Annotated in this window: 16 protein-coding genes; 10 read left to right on the top strand and 6 right to left on the bottom strand. The window is 51.0% G+C overall.

Going from position 1 to position 21,021, the window contains the following annotated elements; genetic code table 11:
* Nucleotides 1–271 precede the first annotated feature (271 nt).
* The 3 genes from nagB to VPR01S_RS13965 all read left to right on the top strand — a co-directional run bounded on the left by nagB (nucleotide 272) and on the right by VPR01S_RS13965 (nucleotide 5,113).
* Nucleotides 272–1,072 (top strand): glucosamine-6-phosphate deaminase, encoded by an 801-nt coding sequence (gene nagB, locus VPR01S_RS13975; RefSeq protein WP_021705994.1) that lies wholly within the window; start codon nucleotides 272–274, stop codon nucleotides 1,070–1,072.
* 314 nt (nucleotides 1,073–1,386) lie between these two features.
* Nucleotides 1,387–3,177: a M28 family metallopeptidase gene (locus VPR01S_RS13970; RefSeq protein WP_021705993.1), complete on the top strand. Its 1,791-nt coding sequence runs from the start codon at nucleotides 1,387–1,389 to the stop codon at nucleotides 3,175–3,177.
* A 169-nt stretch (nucleotides 3,178–3,346) separates the two neighbouring features.
* Entirely contained in the window at nucleotides 3,347–5,113 is a 1,767-nt protein-coding gene (locus tag VPR01S_RS13965) for an alpha-amylase family glycosyl hydrolase (protein WP_021705992.1), read from the top strand.
* 65 nt (nucleotides 5,114–5,178) lie between these two features.
* On the opposite strand, the gene VPR01S_RS13960 is transcribed toward VPR01S_RS13965, so the two are convergent.
* Nucleotides 5,179–5,988, bottom strand: coding sequence for a MalM family protein (locus tag VPR01S_RS13960; RefSeq protein ID WP_021705991.1), 810 nt, complete (start codon nucleotides 5,986–5,988; stop codon nucleotides 5,179–5,181).
* 100 nt (nucleotides 5,989–6,088) lie between these two features.
* Nucleotides 6,089–7,363, bottom strand: coding sequence for a maltoporin (locus tag VPR01S_RS13955; protein ID WP_021705990.1), 1,275 nt, complete (start codon nucleotides 7,361–7,363; stop codon nucleotides 6,089–6,091).
* 429 nt (nucleotides 7,364–7,792) lie between these two features.
* On the opposite strand from VPR01S_RS13955, the gene glgX reads away from it, so the two are divergent.
* The 3 genes from glgX (at nucleotide 7,793) to VPR01S_RS13940 (ending at nucleotide 13,890) form a co-directional block, all read left to right on the top strand.
* Nucleotides 7,793–9,748: a glycogen debranching protein GlgX gene (gene glgX / locus VPR01S_RS13950; RefSeq protein WP_040902790.1), complete on the top strand. Its 1,956-nt coding sequence runs from the start codon at nucleotides 7,793–7,795 to the stop codon at nucleotides 9,746–9,748.
* Nucleotides 9,749–9,906: 158 nt separating this feature from the next.
* On the top strand, nucleotides 9,907–10,803 hold the full coding sequence (locus tag VPR01S_RS13945; RefSeq protein WP_021705988.1) for an ROK family protein: 897 nt from the start codon (nucleotides 9,907–9,909) through the stop codon (nucleotides 10,801–10,803).
* Between the two features lie 270 nt (nucleotides 10,804–11,073).
* Nucleotides 11,074–13,890: a M16 family metallopeptidase gene (locus VPR01S_RS13940; RefSeq protein ID WP_021705987.1), complete on the top strand. Its 2,817-nt coding sequence runs from the start codon at nucleotides 11,074–11,076 to the stop codon at nucleotides 13,888–13,890.
* 30 nt (nucleotides 13,891–13,920) lie between these two features.
* On the opposite strand, the gene VPR01S_RS13935 is transcribed toward VPR01S_RS13940, so the two are convergent.
* A complete protein-coding gene (locus VPR01S_RS13935) occupies nucleotides 13,921–15,051 on the bottom strand; it encodes a multidrug effflux MFS transporter (RefSeq protein ID WP_021705986.1) in 1,131 nt (376 codons plus the stop codon).
* A gap of 98 nt (nucleotides 15,052–15,149) precedes the next feature.
* Here VPR01S_RS13935 and VPR01S_RS13930 point away from each other — a divergent pair, with 98 nt between their 5' ends.
* Complete coding sequence (locus VPR01S_RS13930; protein WP_021705985.1) at nucleotides 15,150–15,926, top strand: AraC family transcriptional regulator; 777 nt, start codon at nucleotides 15,150–15,152, stop codon at nucleotides 15,924–15,926.
* A gap of 47 nt (nucleotides 15,927–15,973) precedes the next feature.
* Nucleotides 15,974–16,840: a hypothetical protein gene (locus VPR01S_RS13925; protein WP_021705984.1), complete on the top strand. Its 867-nt coding sequence runs from the start codon at nucleotides 15,974–15,976 to the stop codon at nucleotides 16,838–16,840.
* Between the two features lie 40 nt (nucleotides 16,841–16,880).
* Here the strand turns inward: VPR01S_RS13925 and VPR01S_RS13920 are convergent, their stop codons facing one another.
* The 3 genes from VPR01S_RS13920 to VPR01S_RS13910 all read right to left on the bottom strand — a co-directional run bounded on the left by VPR01S_RS13920 (nucleotide 16,881) and on the right by VPR01S_RS13910 (nucleotide 18,840).
* Nucleotides 16,881–17,303 (bottom strand): META domain-containing protein, encoded by a 423-nt coding sequence (locus VPR01S_RS13920; RefSeq protein ID WP_021705983.1) that lies wholly within the window; start codon nucleotides 17,301–17,303, stop codon nucleotides 16,881–16,883.
* Nucleotides 17,304–17,507: 204 nt separating this feature from the next.
* Nucleotides 17,508–17,807 carry a hypothetical protein gene (locus tag VPR01S_RS21980; RefSeq protein ID WP_021705982.1) on the bottom strand — a complete coding sequence of 100 codons (300 nt, stop codon included), beginning with the start codon at nucleotides 17,805–17,807 and terminating at the stop codon, nucleotides 17,508–17,510.
* A 109-nt stretch (nucleotides 17,808–17,916) separates the two neighbouring features.
* The gene (locus tag VPR01S_RS13910) at nucleotides 17,917–18,840 is read right to left on the bottom strand and encodes a LysR substrate-binding domain-containing protein (protein ID WP_021705981.1); all 924 of its coding nucleotides are present in this window, start codon (nucleotides 18,838–18,840) and stop codon (nucleotides 17,917–17,919) included.
* Between the two features lie 151 nt (nucleotides 18,841–18,991).
* Between VPR01S_RS13910 and hisC the strand changes: the two genes are divergently transcribed.
* A complete protein-coding gene (gene hisC / locus VPR01S_RS13905; RefSeq protein ID WP_021705980.1) occupies nucleotides 18,992–20,071 on the top strand; it encodes a histidinol-phosphate transaminase in 1,080 nt (359 codons plus the stop codon).
* A gap of 17 nt (nucleotides 20,072–20,088) precedes the next feature.
* Nucleotides 20,089–20,862, top strand: a complete 774-nt coding sequence (locus VPR01S_RS13900; RefSeq protein WP_021705979.1) for an ABC transporter substrate-binding protein — start codon at nucleotides 20,089–20,091, stop codon at nucleotides 20,860–20,862.
* Nucleotides 20,863–21,021: the final 159 nt, after the last annotated feature.

The following is a 21,021-nucleotide window of genomic DNA, read 5'->3' as shown; positions in this document are numbered from 1 at the left end:
CAAGTATGCCAATCAATCACTTTGAGGCACATCAAACACTGGCTTAATTCAGGTCATAAATTTATAACCTTGATTCACTAAGCTTGGTTGATACTTCCCTCTTTTAACTAGGCAAAAACACGCTAAAAACATGAAGCTCTTCAATTTTCACCCCACCACTCGCGCTAATCAGCTAAAATTTGACCAAAAACAATAGCCGTGCCGACCAACTTATTTTATAATGCAAATTAATTAATCAGGACACGTGATTTCCAAGACTAGGGGCAATAACATGAGACTTATTCCGTTAAGCAAAGCAGCGCAAGTAGGTAAATGGGCAGCCGCTCACATCGCTAAGCGTATCAACAATTTCAACCCAACCGCCGAGCGTCCTTTCGTTCTGGGTCTGCCTACCGGAGGAACCCCTCTGGCCACCTACAAAGCTCTGATCGAGCTCTACCAAGCCGGCGAAGTCAGCTTCAAGCACGTTGTGACATTTAACATGGATGAGTACGTGGGCATTCCGGCGGATCACCCAGAATCATATCGCTCTTTCATGTACAACAACTTCTTCAACCACGTTGATATCCAGGAAGAGAACATCAACCTGCTAAATGGTAATGCTGAAGATCACGAAGTCGAATGCAAACGCTACGAAGACAAAATTAAGGCTTACGGCAGAATTAATCTGTTCATGGGTGGTGTGGGTAACGACGGCCATATCGCATTCAATGAGCCAGCATCATCACTGTCCTCTCGGACTCGTATCAAGACATTGACCGAAGATACTCGTATCGCGAACTCCCGCTTCTTCGATGGCGATATCAGTCAGGTGCCAAAATACGCATTAACCATTGGTGTCGGTACACTGCTGGATGCTGAAGAAATCATGATTCTGGTGACTGGCCATAACAAAGCACAAGCGCTGGAAGCCGCTGTCGAAGGTTGTGTCAACCACCTGTGGACCGTTTCAGCGCTGCAACTGCATCCTAAAGCCGTCATCGTGTGTGATGAACCCGCGACTCAAGAGCTGAAAGTGAAAACCGTCAAATACTTCACTGAACTGGAAGCGGAAAACATTAAGGGTTTTTGATCGCGGTTGCGATTCCCTTTGAGATGATTAGCCACGCATTTGCGTGGCTTTTTTGTCTCTGTTTAAAGTGGTGTGATATTCATCTGTTCAATAAGTAACACTTAACGAAACTATAAAATTATCATTAAAAGACAAAGAGTTACGAATACTGTGGATAATGTGAAACCAACACATCATAAAAATGAATATTACATCAGAGAAATGCAAATAGTTTGATATTGATTCCTTTTTCGAAAAACCACACTAATTTAACATATTTATAACTTTTGATTTCGTCAACAATGGGGAGGTTTACTCAACACAAGGAGTCACAAATGCAAGTAAGCATGACAACAAAAAGAACGCTTCTCGCGACCGTCATCAGCTCAACCATGCTCACAGGTTGTTACTGGGACGATCCGAAGAAAGCGGCGGGTTACGTCAGTAGCAAAATTGAACGTGAAGAGGTGGTGGATCATTTGGTCGAGCTGGAAGCTCGTGCATCCAAAACCACAGATGGCAGTTCGGTAACACGTGCAGCCGGCTCTGACGGTTATCAACACTCCGTCGACTACATTATCGAAGTCATGAAAGATCATGGCTACAAAGTCACAACGCAAGAATTCGATTTCCGTGCCTGGGAAGAGTTGAGCGGTACTCAGCTTAACGTTGATGGCGTTGACCTTATCAGCACTCGTGAAGCAGACGAAGGTGTTGAACCGGATTATGCGGTGATGTCTTACTCTGGTGGCTCGGACGGTGAACTGAGCGGTGAATTAGCGTTCGTCACGCCTGACTTTGCGTTCTCCGATCCAAACTACGACGACACCGACGGCTGTGAAGCGAGCGATTTCGACGGCAAAGATGTTGCTGGCAAAATTGCCGTCATTCAGCGGGGTGGCTGTAGCTTCAGCGCGAAAGTGGTTAATGCTGAAAGTGCTGGTGCCAAAGCAGTGATCGTATTCAACCAGGGTAACGATGAAGGCCGTAAATCAGTCGTCAACGGTACACTGGGCAGCGATACCACCGCCTCGATTCCTGCTTTCGGTGCGCGCTACGATCTGGGTAAACAGTGGTTTGATCTGAGCGAGGCTCAAACCATTCCTGCGACTTTGAATGTGAACATTCAAGATGAAATGGTCGTTACTCAGAACGTACTGGCAGAAACGAAGGGCGGCAACCCGAACCAAGTCGTTATGTTGGGGGCCCACCTTGACTCCGTTCCTGAAGGTCCGGGTATCAATGACAATGGCTCTGGTACCGCAGGTCTGCTGGAATACGCTGTTACTCTGGCCAACACCAAAGCTCCGGTGAAAAACAAAGTTCGCTTTGCTTGGTGGGCAGCAGAAGAAGCGGGTCTGGTTGGCTCTGAACACTACACCAGTGAGCTGTTTGGCCCGATTTACGAGCAAGCACAGCAAGAGATTCTGGACGAACTCGGCCTGGAAGACCCAAGCCAGCTGACCGAAGAGCAGCTTGAACTGGTTGACGCGCGTTACAACAAGCTCAACAAAGTGAAGATGTACCTCAACTTCGACATGATCGGTTCACCAAACTACATCTTCGGCGTGATGGATGGCGACTTGTCCGACACCAAAGATAGCCCGGACAACGCCTACACTGGAGACTTCAAACCACCGTTTGGTACGTCTGACATCGAAGCAACCTTTAATGAGTTCTTCTCTGCGAAGTCAGAATCAACCGTTCCTCAAGCGCTGTCAAAACGCTCAGACTACGCTGGCTTTGCTGACTGGGGTGTGGCATTCGGCGGCTTGTTTACTGGTGCCGAGAAAGTCAAAACTGCTGAAGAAGTGGATCAGTTCGGTGGCGAAATCGACGTTGCGTACGACAAGTGTTACCACCAGGCTTGTGATGATCTGAACAACATCAGCCAGAAAGCACTGTATGTCAACACTCAGGCACTGGCCTATGTGACCACTTACTACGCTTTCAGTAAGCCTCTGTTCCCGGCTGAAGAAGAGCAGACCAAAGCCAAAGTAGCTCCTCGTGCCCTGAGTGTGGCTGCGCCAGTGAAGAAACTGCGCATCGGTGAGAAGCTAAAAGCCGCTCACAGTCATTCAGATCACGGCCACTTCCACGGTGACTTCGACCAAGATCGCAAATAAAGCACAGTGATAAGCTTTAAAAGCCACGCGGACGCGTGGCTTTTTATTTGCACCAAATGTTGCCCACTTCACAGTTCATCAACCTGCGCCTCTCAACATCCTTCCGTCGACGAGCCACTCGAATCGCTGTCCGTTATGCTTAACCAAAAGCAGGATGAATGGCAGCACGATGAGCAAACAAAAATACACTGTCTATCAAGTCATGACCCGTCTGTTTGGCAATACTCAAACTCAGCATCAAGCATGGGGAGACAAGGCAACCAACGGCGTCGGAAAGCTCAGTGATTTTACGCCAGAAGCGTTGCAGGCAATCCGCGATCTCGGCATCACTCACCTTTGGCTGACGGGGATTCCTCACCACGCCACCACGAGCGATTATCGCGCATACGGCATCCCACTCGACCACCCTGCTATCGTCAAAGGGCGCGCCGGCTCGCCCTATGCGGTTAGAGACTACTACGCTGTTCACCCAGATCTTGCTGATGAACCAAGCAATCGCAATGCCGAATTTTTGGCCCTGATACAACGAATTCATGCCGCGGAATTAAAAGTGATCATCGATATCGTGCCCAACCACGTCGCCAGAACGTACCAGGGCCTCAACAACCCCGTCGGCGTCTTTGATTTTGGTGCCAACGATGACACGACTTTGGAATACCAGCGCGACAACAATTTTTATTATCTGCCCAACACACCGTTTGAACGGCCAATCTTTCCCGCAGGGTTTGTTCCGGCCGCAAAAAGTGCACACGATTATCTGGAATATCCCGCGCGCTGGAGTGGCAACGGGGCGCGCGCAAGCCGGCCTCAATTCGATGATTGGTACGACACCGTCAAAATCAATTTTGGCGTCACACCTGATGGCCAGATCGAGTTCGACCGTTTGCCTCCGGGTTACCACGAACAGCCCTATCAGGTGCACGCTGCCTTTTGGCAAGGAAAAACGCTGCCCGACTCCTGGACAAAGTTTCGTGATATCGCCGTCTATTGGTTGCAGCAAGGGGTAGATGGCTTTCGGTATGACATGGCTGAGTTGGTACCCGTCGAGTTCTGGAGCTACCTGAACGCCTCAATTAAGCAGGTGAATCCGGAAGCCTTCCTACTCGCTGAGGTTTATCAACCCGAGTGTTATCGCGACTACATCCAGCTCGGTAAGATGGATTATTTGTACAATAAAGTTGACCTGTACGATCAGTTACGTGCCATTGTGCAAGGAGAAGGATCCACCCGGGAACTTGGCCGCATCGAGTGGCAACTGCGCGATATCGAACATCACATGATGAACTTTTTGGAAAATCATGACGAGCAGCGTATCGCCTCTGATGCTTTTGCCAAGGATCCACATAAAGCCAAACCGGCCATGCTCGTTGCTACCTGCCTCTCTTCAGCGCCAGTCCTGATTTACTTCGGTCAGGAAGTCGGTGAGCCAGGCGCGGAGAATGCTGGTTTCGGCCAGCCATCGCGTACTTCCATCTTCGATTACATCGGAGTACCTCACCATCAACGCTGGATGAACCACGGCCGTTATGACGGTGCGAAGTTGACCGAGGAGGAGCGGACACTGCGCCAGTTTTATCAGCGGTTACTCCAATTGACTATCACCAGCCCGGCTCTGACGGGGAACTACCATGATTTGTACGCCGCCAACTTCGAGGGTTTTTATCCAAATCAAGATCACCTGTTTGCGTTTGCCCGCTCCTGCGCCACGCAAAAACTGATTCTGGTTGCGAATTTCAGTGCCGGGCAAAGCCACAACTTGACGTTGCGGTTACCCAGTGAATTGATGCAACAGTGGTCGCTGTCTGATGGCCACTATATGCTTCACGACTTACTCCACCAACAAGACTACCGGCTGAGCGTTGATAATCATGGCGGGCACGTGACGATGCGTCTTCCCGGATACGCCACGTGCTTTTTACAGTTAACCCCGCCGTAATATTGCTCGTAACAAAAAAGCTCCCTTGCGGGAGCTCTCTATCAACAACATGTATCAATCATCGCTTATTTGCTGTTCACGGCTTTCACAAAGACTTCCTGTGCCCCCTGAATATCGAGTGCTTTGGCTTCATCCAGCAGACCTAACGCTTTAGGGATATCATCGGCCTCTACCGCCTTCTTGATGGCATTGTGGTAATAGGACGTCAGATCGGTTCCCTGAGGAATGTTGTCATTGGTCGCCCCCAGTTTTGACGTCACAATATCATTGGCTGAAACGATCAGCCGGAACTGACCAAGTGGCGCGTGTTTCGCCATCGGATCTGCGATGTCAGGTGGCTGAGTGTGGCGCGCCATCGCAAAGGCTTTTGCCGGGTGCAATACCTGTGAACTGCCTTTTAAATCGTCCGCAGTAGTGTAAATCAGAACCTGCATGTCCCCCCCTGATGTTTCAGGGATCACATTCATGTCGAGAACAAATTTGTCGTTGTCCAGCAGCTTCGCTGGCTCGTATTGGAATTTGGCAAAGTCAGCTTGATAAATCACTTCACCGACCGAGTTGTAAATCACCATAGTCGGTGCAAAAAACTGCAAGTCTTTGCTGACAAAAGACTCCAGCTTGATGTCCAGGCTGCCACGATTCCCTGGCAGGGTGAAAGCGGCAATCGCTCCGGCGCTGTCACCGTTAAGCAGCATCTGGCTTTTGTCTGTCAAGGCGAACTCAGTGACCGTCGGTACATCGAGCGGTAGCCAGTTGATCTCAGACGACTGAGTAATCACCTGCTGGCTGCCCTGAGTATTCATCGCCACTTGCTGCGGTGTTGTACAACCGGTGACTAACATGCCCAGAATTACGGGCGCGAGCCATTTTTTCATAATGATCCACCTCGACCTTGTTGTTATTTTTGTAAAGAAATACAGCCAGATAACTCTGGCTGTATTGGTTTAGGACAGTATAAGATGCTTTAGATGATGATTACCACCATGCTTCAGCTTGCACACCGAACTGGAATGAATCGTCCGATTTGCCGCTGTCGAAGACTTTAGAGCCGTCGTCGTAATCGCTGGTCAGGTAAGATGCGTACAGACGGATTTCTGGGCGAGCCCAGAAGCTTGAGCCTGCAGACCATGCCTGCGCCACGGTGAATTTGCCGTATTTGTTGTCAGCACCATCGTTGTCATCGATGCCGTAACCTGCTTCGAAGATGGTTTTGTGGTTGTCATCCCATTTGTAGACCGGACGAACAACAGCAGACATCGCTTCCCACTTGTCCTGACCATCCCACATATCTTCACCTACACCGTAAACCAGTTGGTGACCCAGTTCCCAGTTTTCACCCAGACCAATCACACCCCAGTTGATGATACGGTAGCCAGATGCGCCGTCTTTAGCTTCTGCGCCGTACCAGTTACCACTGCCGTAGAAGGCCATGATTTTTGAGTAACCTTCAGTACCGTATTGCAATACAGTTTTGTTGAAGCCGTTAGACAGACCCTGAGTCAGTTCTGCAGTCAGCATCACGCCATCTTTAGCATCCTGAGCGGCGTCAGAAGCACCTGATGTTTCGTTGACCATGGCGTAGTCTACGCCAACTTCCAGACTGCCGTTTTCCCACAAAGGAATACCAGCGTAACGCGCGTCAAAAGTGTTTACGTTAACTGCATCGCCGTTAAACTCGTCTGGTACATCGGAACGGTCATTGCGAACCCAAGCCAGAGACAATTTACCCGGACCCGCTTCGATGCCTTCAACACCGGCGCCGGCACCAGAAATGTCCCAGTAGTAGAAATCTGAAATGTGGATGTCATGACGTTGATAAAAACGCTTACCTGCCCATAGGGTGGCTTCAGGCGCAAAGCCCAGCACGCCTTTCGCCTGAACGTTGAACTGACGCAGAGCGAATTGTGCATCGTCCACACATTTCACGTCACTGCCGTCCAGACCACAATTCGACGCGGTGCTTTCCCAGTCGTTCGAACCGTTTGACGTCATGGCAAACATGGAGTCAACGTAGAAGGTTTTACCGTCGTTATTGTAAACTTCTTTGCCCAGCTGAACCTCGCCGTAGATGTCGCCTTCGTTACCCAGACGACCCACTTTTTGCTTCTCAAACGTTACTTGCTGGCCACCGTCAGTACTCATACCAACACCAGCACGCATGTAACCATGAAAATCTACGTCCGCGGCAACGGCGTTACCGCCAGCCAGAGTCGCAGCCACTGCGGCAGCAATTACACTTACTTTTTTCATTGTTAACTCCATTTAGGGTTTCTTATATTTTTTTCCCTCTTTTTCAACGCGCCCATAAAGGCAGAAACAGGCACGCTAATAAAGAGGGTTAAGATGAGGACGAATCCTCGTCTGTTTCAACTGTTGACAGATTACCCAAGGAGAAAAAGGGTGACTTCCTCCACCCCCGGCGAATTTAGGGGGGAGTACTGGGGAGGAGAAAAATAACCGTACGCCATTTAAAAAACGTAGATCACAAATATAGGGGGGAGTAGGTAAGGGAGCGAGCAAATTACGCCGATCAAAGTGCAAACTACGTCAAACTTTTTCATTTTTTCGTCATCGAACTGAAATAAAATTACAAGAAAAAATTTGTGATGGGGCGCTTGACCTAATATAGACAAAGTCTTTTACTAATAGTTCAACAACGACAGAATAAACCCCAAAGTGATGACGGAACAAAGCTCTCGACCTTATCCCCTGGGCGCTACGCCAGATCAATCTGGTTGTAATTTTTCAATCTATGCCCCTGCAGCTGAAAATATTCAGCTTGCTCTGTTTGACGATAATAATCGCTACGTAACGTATTCCTTACCCAATGAATACGCTGGAATTCGTCATGTCTACATCAGCGATATTAAAGCCGGACAGAAATACGGATATATCGTTGAACAGCAAGGAAAGTCTCATTTTATTTCCGATCCCTATGCGAAATCGCTGGATAAAGCCCTGCACTACCAGCCTCCGTTTGACGCTGCGCAGAGTTTTACGCTGGCAAAATGTGTCGTGGTCGATGATCAGTTTGACTGGCAGGGTACGCGACCACCTCGCATCCCACGTGCGCAAACCGTGCTGTTTGAAACGCACGTGAAAGGGCTGACCAAACTCCACCCGGAAGTACCGCGGGAGCAGCAAGGTCGCTATCTCGGGTTGGTCAGTGATGCGATGCTGAGCTTTTACCAGCAGCAGAATATCACCACATTGCAATTACTGCCGATTGCGGCCTGCCTGCACGAACCGCATCTATTGAAAATGGATAAAGTGAATTACTGGGGCTACAACCCTTACGTGTTCATGGCACCCGACCCCCGTTACGCCGATCATGACGCGGTTCAGGAACTCAAAACCACCATTCGGGAACTGCACCGCCACGGGATCGAGGTGATTCTGGATGTAGTGTATAACCACACGGCCGAAGGCGGACCAGATGGCCCCGTATTGAACCTTAAAGCACTCGACGGCCAGTATTACCTCAAACACGGCGAACAGTACGCCAACTTTACTGGATGTGGTAATACCGTGGATCTGAGCTACCAGCCAACACTTAATCTGATTATGGACACGCTGCGCTACTGGGTTGAAATGTTTCACATCGACGGCTTCCGTTTTGATTTGGCGGCGACATTAGGCCGTCAGGGCGAGCATTTCAGTCAAGAGTCGGCATTTTTCAAGGCGGTTGCGCAGGATCCCGTCTTACGTGAGGTGAAACTGATCGCAGAGCCATGGGACATCGGTCCTAATGGTTATCAGGTGGGGAACTTTCCATTCGGCTGGAATGAATGCAACGACCGCCTACGAGACATTACCCGCAGTTTCTGGCGCGGTGATCAAGGCTATCTGAAAGAGTTTGCGACCCGTTTGATGGGATCCCGCGATCTGTACAGTGCGGCCAACTGGCCGTACAAAATGACGGTGAACTACATCACTTACCACGATGGTTTCACTATGCAGGATCTGGTGTCTTACAAACACAAACACAATGAAGCCAATGGTGAACAGAATCGTGATGGGCACGGTGACAATCGCTCGGACAATTACGGCATTGAAGGGCCGAGTGACAATCCACTGATACGAGAAACTCGTGAAAAGCAAAAGCGAAACTTCATGGCCAGCTTGTTGTTTTCCTTTGGTATTCCCCATATTCTGACTGCGGATGTGTTGTCACACACTCAGCGTGGCAATAACAATGCCTACTGCCAGGACAACGAAATCAGTTGGTTGAACTGGGAAGAGTCAGACGCCAAACGGGCTTTTCGCCAGTGGCTGGCCGAACTGGTGTCGGCTCGCGCCCGTTATATGGTGCCTTTCATCCACGCGTTCAGTGGCGAGCAACGCAATGACAATCGCATCTTTTGGCGACGTATTGATGGCTCCACTATGGAGCATGAAGACTGGAACCGACTCAGTTGTGTGGCGCTTCATCTGGGCCTGCGCAAACACGGGGCTGAGATGTTCTACTGCATTAACCAGACCAACGCCCCTGCCCGCTTTACACTGCCGACGGAAGAAAATCAGCACTGGACGATGATCTGTAACACCGACTCTCATGAAGTACACAGCACGATCGATCATAAACAGATGCTCATCGCACCAAGATCCATGGCGATTTTCCACTATCAGCCTTAACTTACGTTCATTCCGACCCACTGAATAAGCGAGGATTTACATTGTAAACCCTTGCTTATTCAGTTCAGTAATCCGCGTTACTCCACAGCTTTTCTCTCCCGGACTTTGCGCCTTTTGATTTCCGGTTACACTGCAAACTCAGCTTTGGGAGACGTGACATGCAATACCTCGGACTAGATATTGGCGGAACTAAAATCGCCGCCGCCCTGTTCAGTGAAGACGGGCAACAACTCTTCTATCAACGTTTTGAAACCATCAAATCGGATTACCACAGCTTTCTCCAACACGTTGTGGCCATCATTGAGCAAACGGCGCGCCACGCCAGTGACACTTATCAAATTGGTATCGGACTCCCTGGCGCCATCTGCCCGGGCACTCAACGGATCAAAAATGCCAATATTCTGGCCATTAACGATCAACCGTTACAAAGCGATCTGGAACAATGGCTAAAACAGCCAGTGTATCTGGGCAACGATGCCGACTGTTTTACCTTGAGTGAAGCGCTGTTTGGTGCCGGGAAACAGTACCACTCCTGTTTTGGGGTCATTATCGGTACCGGATGTGGCGGCGGATTGGTGTATGAGCAAAAACTGGTGCGCGGACCGAATAATGTCGCCGGTGAATGGGGGCACAATCCACTGGCCCACTACAGCCCGGACATCGACGGCAAAACAGAGCCATGCTATTGCGGGCGCAGTGCATGCAACGAACTGTTTTTATCCGGAACGGGGTTCGCCAGAGGCTACAACGCACGTTATGCCAGCCAGATGAACAGCGTGGACATCATGCAAGCACGCCCTCACTGCGCCAATGCACAGGCCCATTATGCCCTGTATGTCGATCAACTTGCCCGGGCCTTGTCTCAGGTCATCAACCTGTTCGACCCGGCGGCGATTGTGCTTGGTGGCGGCATGTCGAATGTCGCGGAGCTGTATCAAGACGTGCCCAAACAACTGCCTCAATACGTTTTTGGCGGCTACTGCGCCACCCCAATCCTGCCAGCACAATTGGGGGATGACAGTGGTGTCAAAGGTGCCGCTTTCCTCGGGCGTTAGTCTGACAAATATTTAACCAAGAAAAGTCGCAATCCGAATTTGAGCCACTACACTGGATCATGATGTCAATCAGAGCTTCTCAATTGGCATCCCCCCTAACTTCCTGCGTCCTCTGGTCGGCAGGATCGACGGGCAAGACTAGTCACCTTGCCCTTTCTTTTGCAACCCTTTGGTTGAATCCGCAGAAAGACCTCGACAATGATCACCTTTCGCTATAGCTTCTAAGTAAACCATTTCATATGTTTTCAATACGTTTAAGAAGTCATCATCATGTGGAACGCCCGATTTAAGAAGCGGACGCTGCTGCTGTCCCTATCTTGTTTGTCCTTCTCCGTTTTGTCCGCCCCCAACGATTCCGCTCTGTGGTTTCCACAAACGGATCTCCCGTTGGATAGCCGTTACCAAACCCAGTTGCTGGACAACGGTATGCGACTTATTGTCATCCGTAATGATCAGCCCAAGAACAGCGTTTCCCTCCGGATGCGGGTCGATGCCGGCTCTTTGCAAGAAAGTGGCGCAGAGCCTGGCGTTGCACACTTCCTGGAGCATATGGCGTTCAATGGTTCGACACACGTCCCCGAAGGCGAAATGGTCGCGATGCTTGAGCGCCACGGCCTGTCATTTGGTGCTGATACCAATGCATTCACCGATTTCTCACAAACCGTCTACGAGCTTGACCTGCCCAAGTCGGACCAAGACAGTATCGATACCGCGCTGTTTCTGCTGCGCGAAACCGCGTCTGAATTAACCTTGGACAAAGACGCCATCGCGCGGGAACGTAAAGTCATTGAATCTGAAGTACGCGAACGCCAGTCGGCCAACTTTGAGCGTTACATTGATTGGAGCAATTATCTACTTGCCGGCTCCGGCATCATGGACAAGCGACCACTGGGTACCCTCGCTGGCATGGAAGCGGTCAATCAGAAACGGCTGAAAGATTTTTATACCCGCTACTATGCTCCTCGTAATACCACCCTGATCATTGCCGGGGATGTGGAGACTCAGGCGATTCTCCAAAGGGTAAAGCACTATTTTTCGGATTGGAAGAACCCGCAGGGTCAAGACGCAGCCAAGCCGGACATGCAGGTGAGCCTACCACAACACGCGCAAGCCAAAGCATTTATTCACCCCAATATTACTGCGCGGATTGAGCTGAATTTTGTTGATCCGGCGAAACACATCAAGGCCACCACCCAAACTGATTTCGACCAATGGGTCAAAGAGATTGGAGACCGGGCTCTGGCGTACCGATTGGAAACCATCGCGTTTGACAGTGAAGGCAAGCTGATTTCGCCATACGCAGGCACGGAACTGGACTATCAGCTCGCCCGCATCAGCCAACTCAGCCTCACCACTGCGCAAGGGGAATGGCAGCAAGGATTGGAAGCACTGGAGCAAACCCTGCGCCAGGCGTTAATTTATGGTTTCAGTGAGGAAGAAGTGCAACGTCAGGTCAGCACGATGGCCAATAACCTGCAACTCAGTCTGACCGCAACCGATGACCTGACGAATGCCAACCTGGTCAGCCGCGCTGTCACTGCCCTGAATGGTGAATACGTCCTTACTTCCGCGCTGTTCGATCATGAGCAGTTCAATCAGAAACGCGACAAAATCACCGCTCAACTGGTCAATGAAAAGTTTAAGCAACGCTGGGGCGCTCATCCGCCACGAATCTATCTGGCGGATCGTCAGGCGCCGGATAGCATCGAAAGTAAGTTGCTCGCCGCGTACCAGAACAGCCAGAAAGAACCTGTCTTGCCGTACGTCAATCAAGTCAATGACCATTTTGGTTATGAGAGCTTTGGCGAGTCCGGCATCGCCAAACACGTCAGTACATCCGACTACGGTAACGTTGTGCGGTATCGCTTTGATAACGGCGTGATGTTGAACGTCAAACCCACTAAGCTGGAGAAAGACACCGTTTACCTGACCGTTCGTATAGGTACTGGCAAATACGGACTGAGCAATGACAAAGCGCCGCTGATGACACTGTTTGATGCCGGTATGGTGGCCGCCGGGTTGAAAAAACACACGCTCAACGAATTACGTGGCATCTTTGATGATGAAACCATCGGTGCCAATATGCTGTTTACCAACAGTGCCATTGACGCGCAAAGCATCGTCGCCAATAAAGACGTCCTCAACCAACTCCGCCTCTATGCGGCGTATTTCACCGACGGCGGCTATCGCGAGGAAGGTCGGGCTTTTGCGCTGCAGCATCTGGATTCGGTGTACAACACCTATCAGCAATCACCTGAACAGGTATTGCAATTCCACGTTGGCCCTCTGCTACACGGTGGAGATGCCCGCTGGAAACTCCCAGGCGTGACAGAACTGAGCCAGTATTCCATGGGTGATGTTCAGCCTCTGGTGCGCGATGCCCTGCTCAATGGCCCGGTAGAAATCGGGGTGGTGGGCGACATCACGCTGGAAGACGCCACCAGTTACGTTGCGCAAACCTTCGGGGCGCTTCCCCTGAAACCACAGCAGGTATTTGAGCCGTACAAGGAATCTTTCCCCCCGGTCAAAAAGCAAGATCTGACGCTGTATCACCAAGGCGATAAGACCACCGCCATAGCCACAACCTACTGGCAGATCCCCGATGGCAAGAATTATGAGCAATCGGTCGGGTTCCGGGTACTGTTTGAAGTGCTGCAACAACGCATCACCAAAGAGGTCCGCGAAGCGATAGGTGCATCGTACAGTCCGTGGGTCGATTACACGCAATCCACTCTGTTTAAGAATTACGGCAATATGAGCATCAACAGCAATACAACCGTCGGGCAAGTCGATACCGTGTTGGCGACGTATAAATCGGTGCTCAGAGACTTGCAGGCGCGCCCTGTCAGTGAAGACGATTTGCGCCGCGCGGTTACGCCCATGCTGGATGCGATCAAACAGCATGAGCAAGACAATTATTACTGGCTGGATCTGACTTCCATCGCTCAGACTGCGCCGGAGTTCTTACCGGAACAGGCTCGACTGCCCGTACTGCTGCACACCATGACCAGAGAAAAGTTGCAAAAACTGGCAAAACTGATCGACGTGGACGAAGCGCTGCAAATTCGAGTGATTCCTCAGCCCTGAGCAACGGGAGGCTTGCGCCTCCCTGTTTCTCTACGGCCTTGAGCGGCGTGTCAAAGTCAGTAGCAAGCACACTCCCCCGAAGACGCTCAGGACGATTCCCAAGTTTTGAATCCAGCCAGCGAGAGCAAGGCCTCCTCCGATTAATAGGTAATACATCAAACCAAACCAGGCACCAGCCGTGCCGATACCCGCTTTGTATTCGACCAAGGCCTGGCTCAGAACATTGGGGATCCCAAGTCCAAAGCCACACACAACCAGCAACATCGGCGCCAAGAACCACAAACTGTCGATGGTCGCGATCACCCCCAAACCACCAGCCAGCACCAGCAGTGCCGCCAAACGCAGGATAGAGTCCGTACGCCAGCGCGTTACCAGGCGTTTATTCCACACACTGCCTGCCAGCGTGCCTGCGGCCATCACCATCCCGCTGTAGCCAAATAAGTGGGGGTCATACCCAAGTCTCTGAAACACAAACGGCCCTTGCAGATAATAGCCAAACAACGCGACATTAAAACCGGCCACCAGAAAAGCGCTACGCCAGATATGACCATCACGAACAAGCTGCCTCACTACAGTTGTCACACGAGGCTTCACTTGTTCACCGTGCAATGTCTCCGGTAACATAATCGCACACACCAAGCACAGAGCCAGCGCGAGCACACACAACGCCGTAAACACCGCCGGATAGCCTCCCAACAGCGTTAACCCGCCGCCAGTCATCATACCGATCACCGGACTGATGGCGATACCAATGCCCACCCAGGCAAATACCCGCCCCAGCGCTTCGCCTTCAAAACTGTCGCGCAGCATGGTTTGTGTCACCACAGAACCGACGGCGGCCCCCACAGCACTGAGCGCGCGAAAACCCAGCAATGTGTGGAAATCGGTGCTGATGACAGCGCCTAACGCCGCGATGCCGTACACCGCCAAGCCTAATAACATCGTTTTGCGTCGCCCCAGATAATCGGCCACCGTACCCCATATCACAACCCCAACCGCAAACGCGGAAAAGTAAATCGACAATGTCTGGGCTGCCACGGACTCACTGACCCCAAATCCCTCTGCGATGGCAGGCAATACCGGGCTATAAATCGTTTCGACCACCTGCGGAAACATCAATAACAACACCATCAGACCAGCATTGGGTGGTGATTTGTTCATCTTTCTCTCCAATCCACTTTCAAAGTAGGCGCAGTGTAGCCCGCTCTGCTATAGTCCCTATAACACGATCAAGACCAAAAACAGCAAAATAGAGACACATGGCTCTGATAGACGCGACAACCCGTTTTAACGCAGACGCACTGACAGCAGATGTGATCGGCATCGCCGCACGGGTCGGAAAGCATGACTCCGGCATGCACCAGCACAACAAGGCCCAGTTACTGTATGCGCCGCAGGGGTGCATCACCTTCACCATTCGCCGCCAGCAATACGTTCTGCCTCCTACCCGGGCAGCCTGGATTCCGGCCGGCGTGCCTCACTGTGCCACCATGAATAATGTGGTTGAGTATCGTTCAGTCTATTTTGATGCGCACTTAGCCCAAGCAGTGGACACGGACATTCGCATTGTCGAGGTCAATGCATTGCTTCAGTCACTGATCGAACGCATGGCCTTCTGGCCATGGGATAAACCCAAGCATGATATGCAAAATACCTGTGCGTTGTTTTTCGAGGAGTTCCAACAGGCGCCCGTGCAGCACTTGTCACTACCCCTGCCGGAAGACAGACGCCTCACGGCCTGGCTGACCCAATTGCACAACGACGTCACGATGCCTCCGCCACTCAACCAGCTCTGTCAGCAGGTCGGAGCCAGCAGTAAAACCATCACGCGCATTTTTCAACGCGAAACGGGCATGCCTTATCAGGACTGGCGGGCACAATGGCGGCTCCTGAAAGCCATTGAGCATTTGTCTGGTGGTGCTGCGGTGAATGACGTTGCCGACCGTCTGGCGTTTTCCAGTGATAGTGCGTTTATCGCTTTTTTTCGTCAGCATACTGGCCGGACACCGCGCCAGTATTTGCAGGCAAGTGATTGAATCTCATCGTTCGGCAGGCAAAAATAAACACAACAAGGAGTCGGCATATGACGGAAAAACTATCAACAACAGCGCTGGCCAAACGCAGGAACGTTGAGGCGAAACAGCTGTTCAATGAGTTAAAAACTGCTGGGTATCTCAATCGTTCAGAGGACAAATGGATCCTGACTGAACTGGGACGAAAATTTGGTGGCGATTACGCCACTCACCCCAAATACGGCCAATTTATTGTCTGGCCGGACAATCTGCTGATCGACCTTTCCGCCACTTCTGGTCAGCCCTTAAGTGCCACCCAGCTTGGTGAACGATTCGGGCTCAACCCAAAGAAAGTCAATCAACTCCTGAATGAGCTGGGCTGGTTGCAGAAAACAGAACAAGGCTGGCAGGTGACCGAATCAGGATTGACGGTCGGTGGTTACCAGCGTGAAGACAAAACCTCAGGCAACCAGTACGCGGTGTGGCACGATGCCTTAGTCCGTAATAAGCGACTCAAACAGTGCGTGGTAGAGTATCTCGGACAAGATGCCGAAGTACATGCGACCGACAAATCGTTGTCGAGCTTTCGCCAAAAGTTTGAAGCCAAACACCGGACACTCGACGGTCATTATGTACGTTCCCGTGGTGAACTGCGCATCGATAATTGGCTGTATATGAACGGGGTGGTGCACGCTTATCAGCGTCAGTTACCCGTCGAAGAAGACATCATCAGCGACTTTTATCTTCCGGCGGGAAAGGTATATCTGCAATTCTGGGGCAGTGATTCCGGCAGTGTCACTGAGAAACAGCGTCAACACATTCGGACGGTTTATCAGCATCATGGGTTCGCGTTAATCGAACTGGACAGTGCCGACATTGAACGCCTGGATGAGGTACTACCGGATAAACTACGCGCGTTCGGCATTCATGCGTATTGATGGAAAAGACAGACCGCGAACGCGCGGCCTGTCAATCGATTTACTGCGGCTGATTGGCCAATACGTACGTCAAGGTGTGTGACACACCTTTGAGAATCAACTCGCCATCTTGAATCGACACATCGCTCCAGTCGGTCAGTACGCCCGCAACGATCTGTTCCGTTTTCATCTTGCTCTCATCCAGACACGCCATGCGAGTCATACCCATGCGCTCTACCCGTATACGGTTGCCCTGCAGCTCAGACTGGCCAAAGAAACGGTTGCACCCGGTGCTACCGGCCGCCCGAGCTTCATCATTGATTTCCAGTGTCGCGTTAGTGGAGACGGTATTGCCATCAACCTGTGTCAGTTTCCACTGCTGGTTCTGCAGCATGTCCGGGGTGACATCAACCACCGGGCTGGAACACGCCGTCATTGAAAGTAAAGCCGCGCAACCAATCGTTGTCAGTAGAAGACGTTTCATTATTCCGAACTCCTTATAATTTTCTCGTTCTCGGAAGGGTTTGTATTCGTGAGCGAATGGCTGGTCGATTCATCTGTGGCTGATGATGCTGAGGCTCGGGTAAACGAACTCGTTCAGCGCTGCCATGATGACTCTGCCATTTCTGCTCAATAGCCTGTTGGCGCTCCTCAGGTAACGAGTGCCATTGTGTATCTAACTGCTGTTTTAAGTGATCCAGACCAGATTGGCCGACATATCGTCGTCTTTCCAATCTTGTACCTTGTCTTTGACCGCCTGTTGCTGCTCGGTATCCAGCCCGTCCCACCAGTTTTGCAGGCGCTGCTTACAGGCCCGCTCATCAACGCAGCTGTCTGGGTAATAGTGATACCAGTAGTCATCGTTCTCGTACCACCAGAGCTCATGATGCCCTGTATAGTAGGACGAAGAAGGCGTCGGAGAGGAGCTGCAGCCCGAGGCCAATAGCGTCATGCCACACAACAGAAATACCGCACGTTTACCGATCATTTTAGCTCCGCAAAGTGCAACCAGTATCTCTTATTATGGAACGATTCACGCCGATGTTCCTCTCATTTCATAACTCTGTTAATACTAGACAGCCGATCCATTGCACATGTCAGACTGTTGTGAGCGCCAAGTCATTTTCTGTTTTCACATCAGCCGCTTGAGCAAACCATTGCAACAAACTGTGAATCATATCGTTATCCGCTTCCTGCGGCCAAAGTAAATAATAACTTTGCCCGGATCTGACGGCCTGCTTAAAAGGCTGACAGAGACGATGCAAACTGAGATCTTGTTGCGCTAATGTGACGTCCCCGACCGCAATCCCAAACCCGCGTTGAGCGGCGTTCATGGCCTGATCTAAGGTCGAGAATATCTGATTGCGCTGACCTTTTAGATCGGAGCGATCGCGTGCCGCCAACCATAGTCGCCAATCGTTGTGCTCCGGCGTAGCATGCAGCCACATAAAACGGGTCAACACATCGTCATGCCAATCGTCACCGTCTCCCACCACCTGTTTCCATAATTCAGGCGCACACAGTGGAGACAGCTTTTCCTCAAACAGCAATTGCTGCTGAATCTGCGATGAACGTCCCGGCTTCCCGTACACAATCACCACATCAAACTGTTCAAAATCCGGCACGACCTGATGTTTGATGGTGGAGGTTAACTCGACTTCGATGTCTGGAAACGCTTGCTGAAAAGACATCAAATGCGGGAGTAGCCAAGCGGTGATGCAGCTTGGCGCATTCAGTTTAATTCGGCTGGAGTTTTCGGTCACATCCACCACCGCCTTTTTCAGGCGATGAAGAATATCTTCAGCCAACGGGATAAACTTTTCGCCTTGCGCCGTCAACGACAGCCCACGCGCCTGACGGTAAAACAGTGCCACTCCCAACAAACTCTCCAGCGACTGAATCTGGCGACTGAGTGCGCCCTGCGTCATATTCAGTGCCTGAGAGGCGTGGGTGAAGTTCAGGTGTTCTGCGGTCGCCAGGAACACTTGCAAATTTTTTGTTGAAGGTAAACGTTGACTCATCACTCACCAAGCCATGCAATTATTTCATAGCTAGTATGTTTTTATTTCGATTCTTATGCCAGAAACTTTTGACTAAATTATTTATTAAATAGTCACTAAAAGCATTTAAAGCCGGATCTAGTGACTATATATTCAAAAAGGACGTTTAAACATGACATCACTGGCATCAAAACTGGCCCCTGAAAGCATAAAAAAGTTAATACCTTATCAGTCAGCACGCCGCATCGGGGGCGACGGCCGATTGTGGCTCAATGCCAATGAACTGGAGCACGGTGTTCACTATTCAGATCACGCGGATTACAACCGTTACCCTGACTTTTTGCCACAGCACATTGCCAAGGCTTATCAGGCGTACTGCCAAACCCGCCAACCTGCTTTGGCCGTTCGCGGTGCAGACGAAGCGATTGATTTGTTGATTCGCACCTTCTGCCAGCCCGGAAAAGACAAGATTCTTATCTGTTCACCTACCTACGCCATGTACGAATTCTGCGCCGACGCGCTTGCCATAGACACAGTGGATGTGCCACTGCATGGGCAACATTTTGAACTGGATGCCGAAGCGGTGATTGCGGCGGCGGAGGCCGTTAACCTGATCTTTCTCTGCTCTCCCAACAACCCCACAGGCAACATGTTAGGACGAGAAACGCTGATCAACGTCTTGGAACATACGCGGGATCAAGCTCTGGTGGTGGTTGATGAAGCGTATATTGAGTTTGAACTGCAGCAAAGTGTGGTCGGTCTGATTGATCAGTACCCAAATCTGGTGGTCATCCGCACCTTGTCGAAAGCATTCGGGCTGGCGGCCGTGCGCTGCGGTTTTTTACTCGCTCAACCCGATGTCGTCGAATTTGTGATGAAGCTGATCCCGCCCTATCCGATGCCAGACAGCTCCGCCAGTATCGTCATGGACGCTCTGTCAGCCGAAGGCATTGCACTCGCGCAAGACAACACGCAGCGTATCATTGAAACACGCCAGATCTTCACCGACAGCATTCGTCAGCTTGACTGGATAGAGCACATTTATCCTTCAGCCACCAATTTTGTTCTACTGCGCACCCGCCCAGATATCGACTTGTTCGGCTATCTTAAACAACACGGCATCGTGGCGCGAAACCAACACCATGAGCCAGCGCTTCGCCACTGCGTGCGCATTACCATCGGCTCGCCACAAAGCATGCAGGAAGTCGCTGAGCTGATCTGCAACTACCCGATTCCAACAACACTGAGTTAATTAAAGGGACGTTAATCATGAAAAAATACCTCTTCGCTGCTGCCTGTGCCGCCTCTCTTTTTGCTACACCTGTTCTGGCTAAACAAGTTCGCCTAGCCTCCGACTTTACCTATCCACCTTTTAACTACATGGATGCCGACGGCAAACCAGCGGGTTTTGACATTGAAATCGCTGACGCACTGTGTCAGCAAGCCCAATTAGACTGTACCTGGGTATCACAAAACTGGGATGCGTTAATTCCAAGTTTGCTGGCACGCAAATCCGACGTCATCATGGCTTCGATGCGCATCACCGAAGAGCGCAAACAACGCATACTGTTCACCCATAAGTACTATCAGACACCAGCCCGCTTTGTCGCTAGCGCAGAAGCAAAATTCAGCATGGACCAAACCGGCCTGGAAGGAAAAACCATCGGGGTGCAACAAGGCACTATCCATGATCGTTACGTTACCGACAAATTCGGGGCTATTGCCTCGATCAAACGCTATACCGGTCAAGACGAAGTGTATATTGACATGCAAAATGGTCGCCTGGATGTGACCTTCGGCAACGCCGATCAACTGATGCTGGCTTTCCTGAACAAAGCCATCGGTAAGGGGTTTGAATTCAAAGGCGACGCGGTCACTGACAAAGCCTATATCGGCGAAGGCACCGCGCTGGCATTGAGAAAACAGGATCAAGCACTGGCGGAGAAATTCAATCAGGCCATTGACGCCATCCGTGCCAACGGCACCTACGACAAGATCGCCGCCAAATACTTCAGTTTCGATATCTACGGCGAAGATCTGTAAACCCGCTGACAGAACCCCATCGCCACTGTGATGGGGTACACGGCGTACCAAAACCGCCCACCTCAAAGCCGCCGCTTTCCGGAGTCACACCATCATGTGTACAGACTTGCGGCTGGCACCCAAAATGGCGCCGAGACAGTGACACACTAACACCCAGAT

This window comes from Vibrio proteolyticus NBRC 13287, assembly GCF_000467125.1.
GTDB classification, from domain to species: domain Bacteria; phylum Pseudomonadota; class Gammaproteobacteria; order Enterobacterales; family Vibrionaceae; genus Vibrio; species Vibrio proteolyticus.
This window is presented reverse-complemented; position numbering and strand designations above follow the sequence as displayed.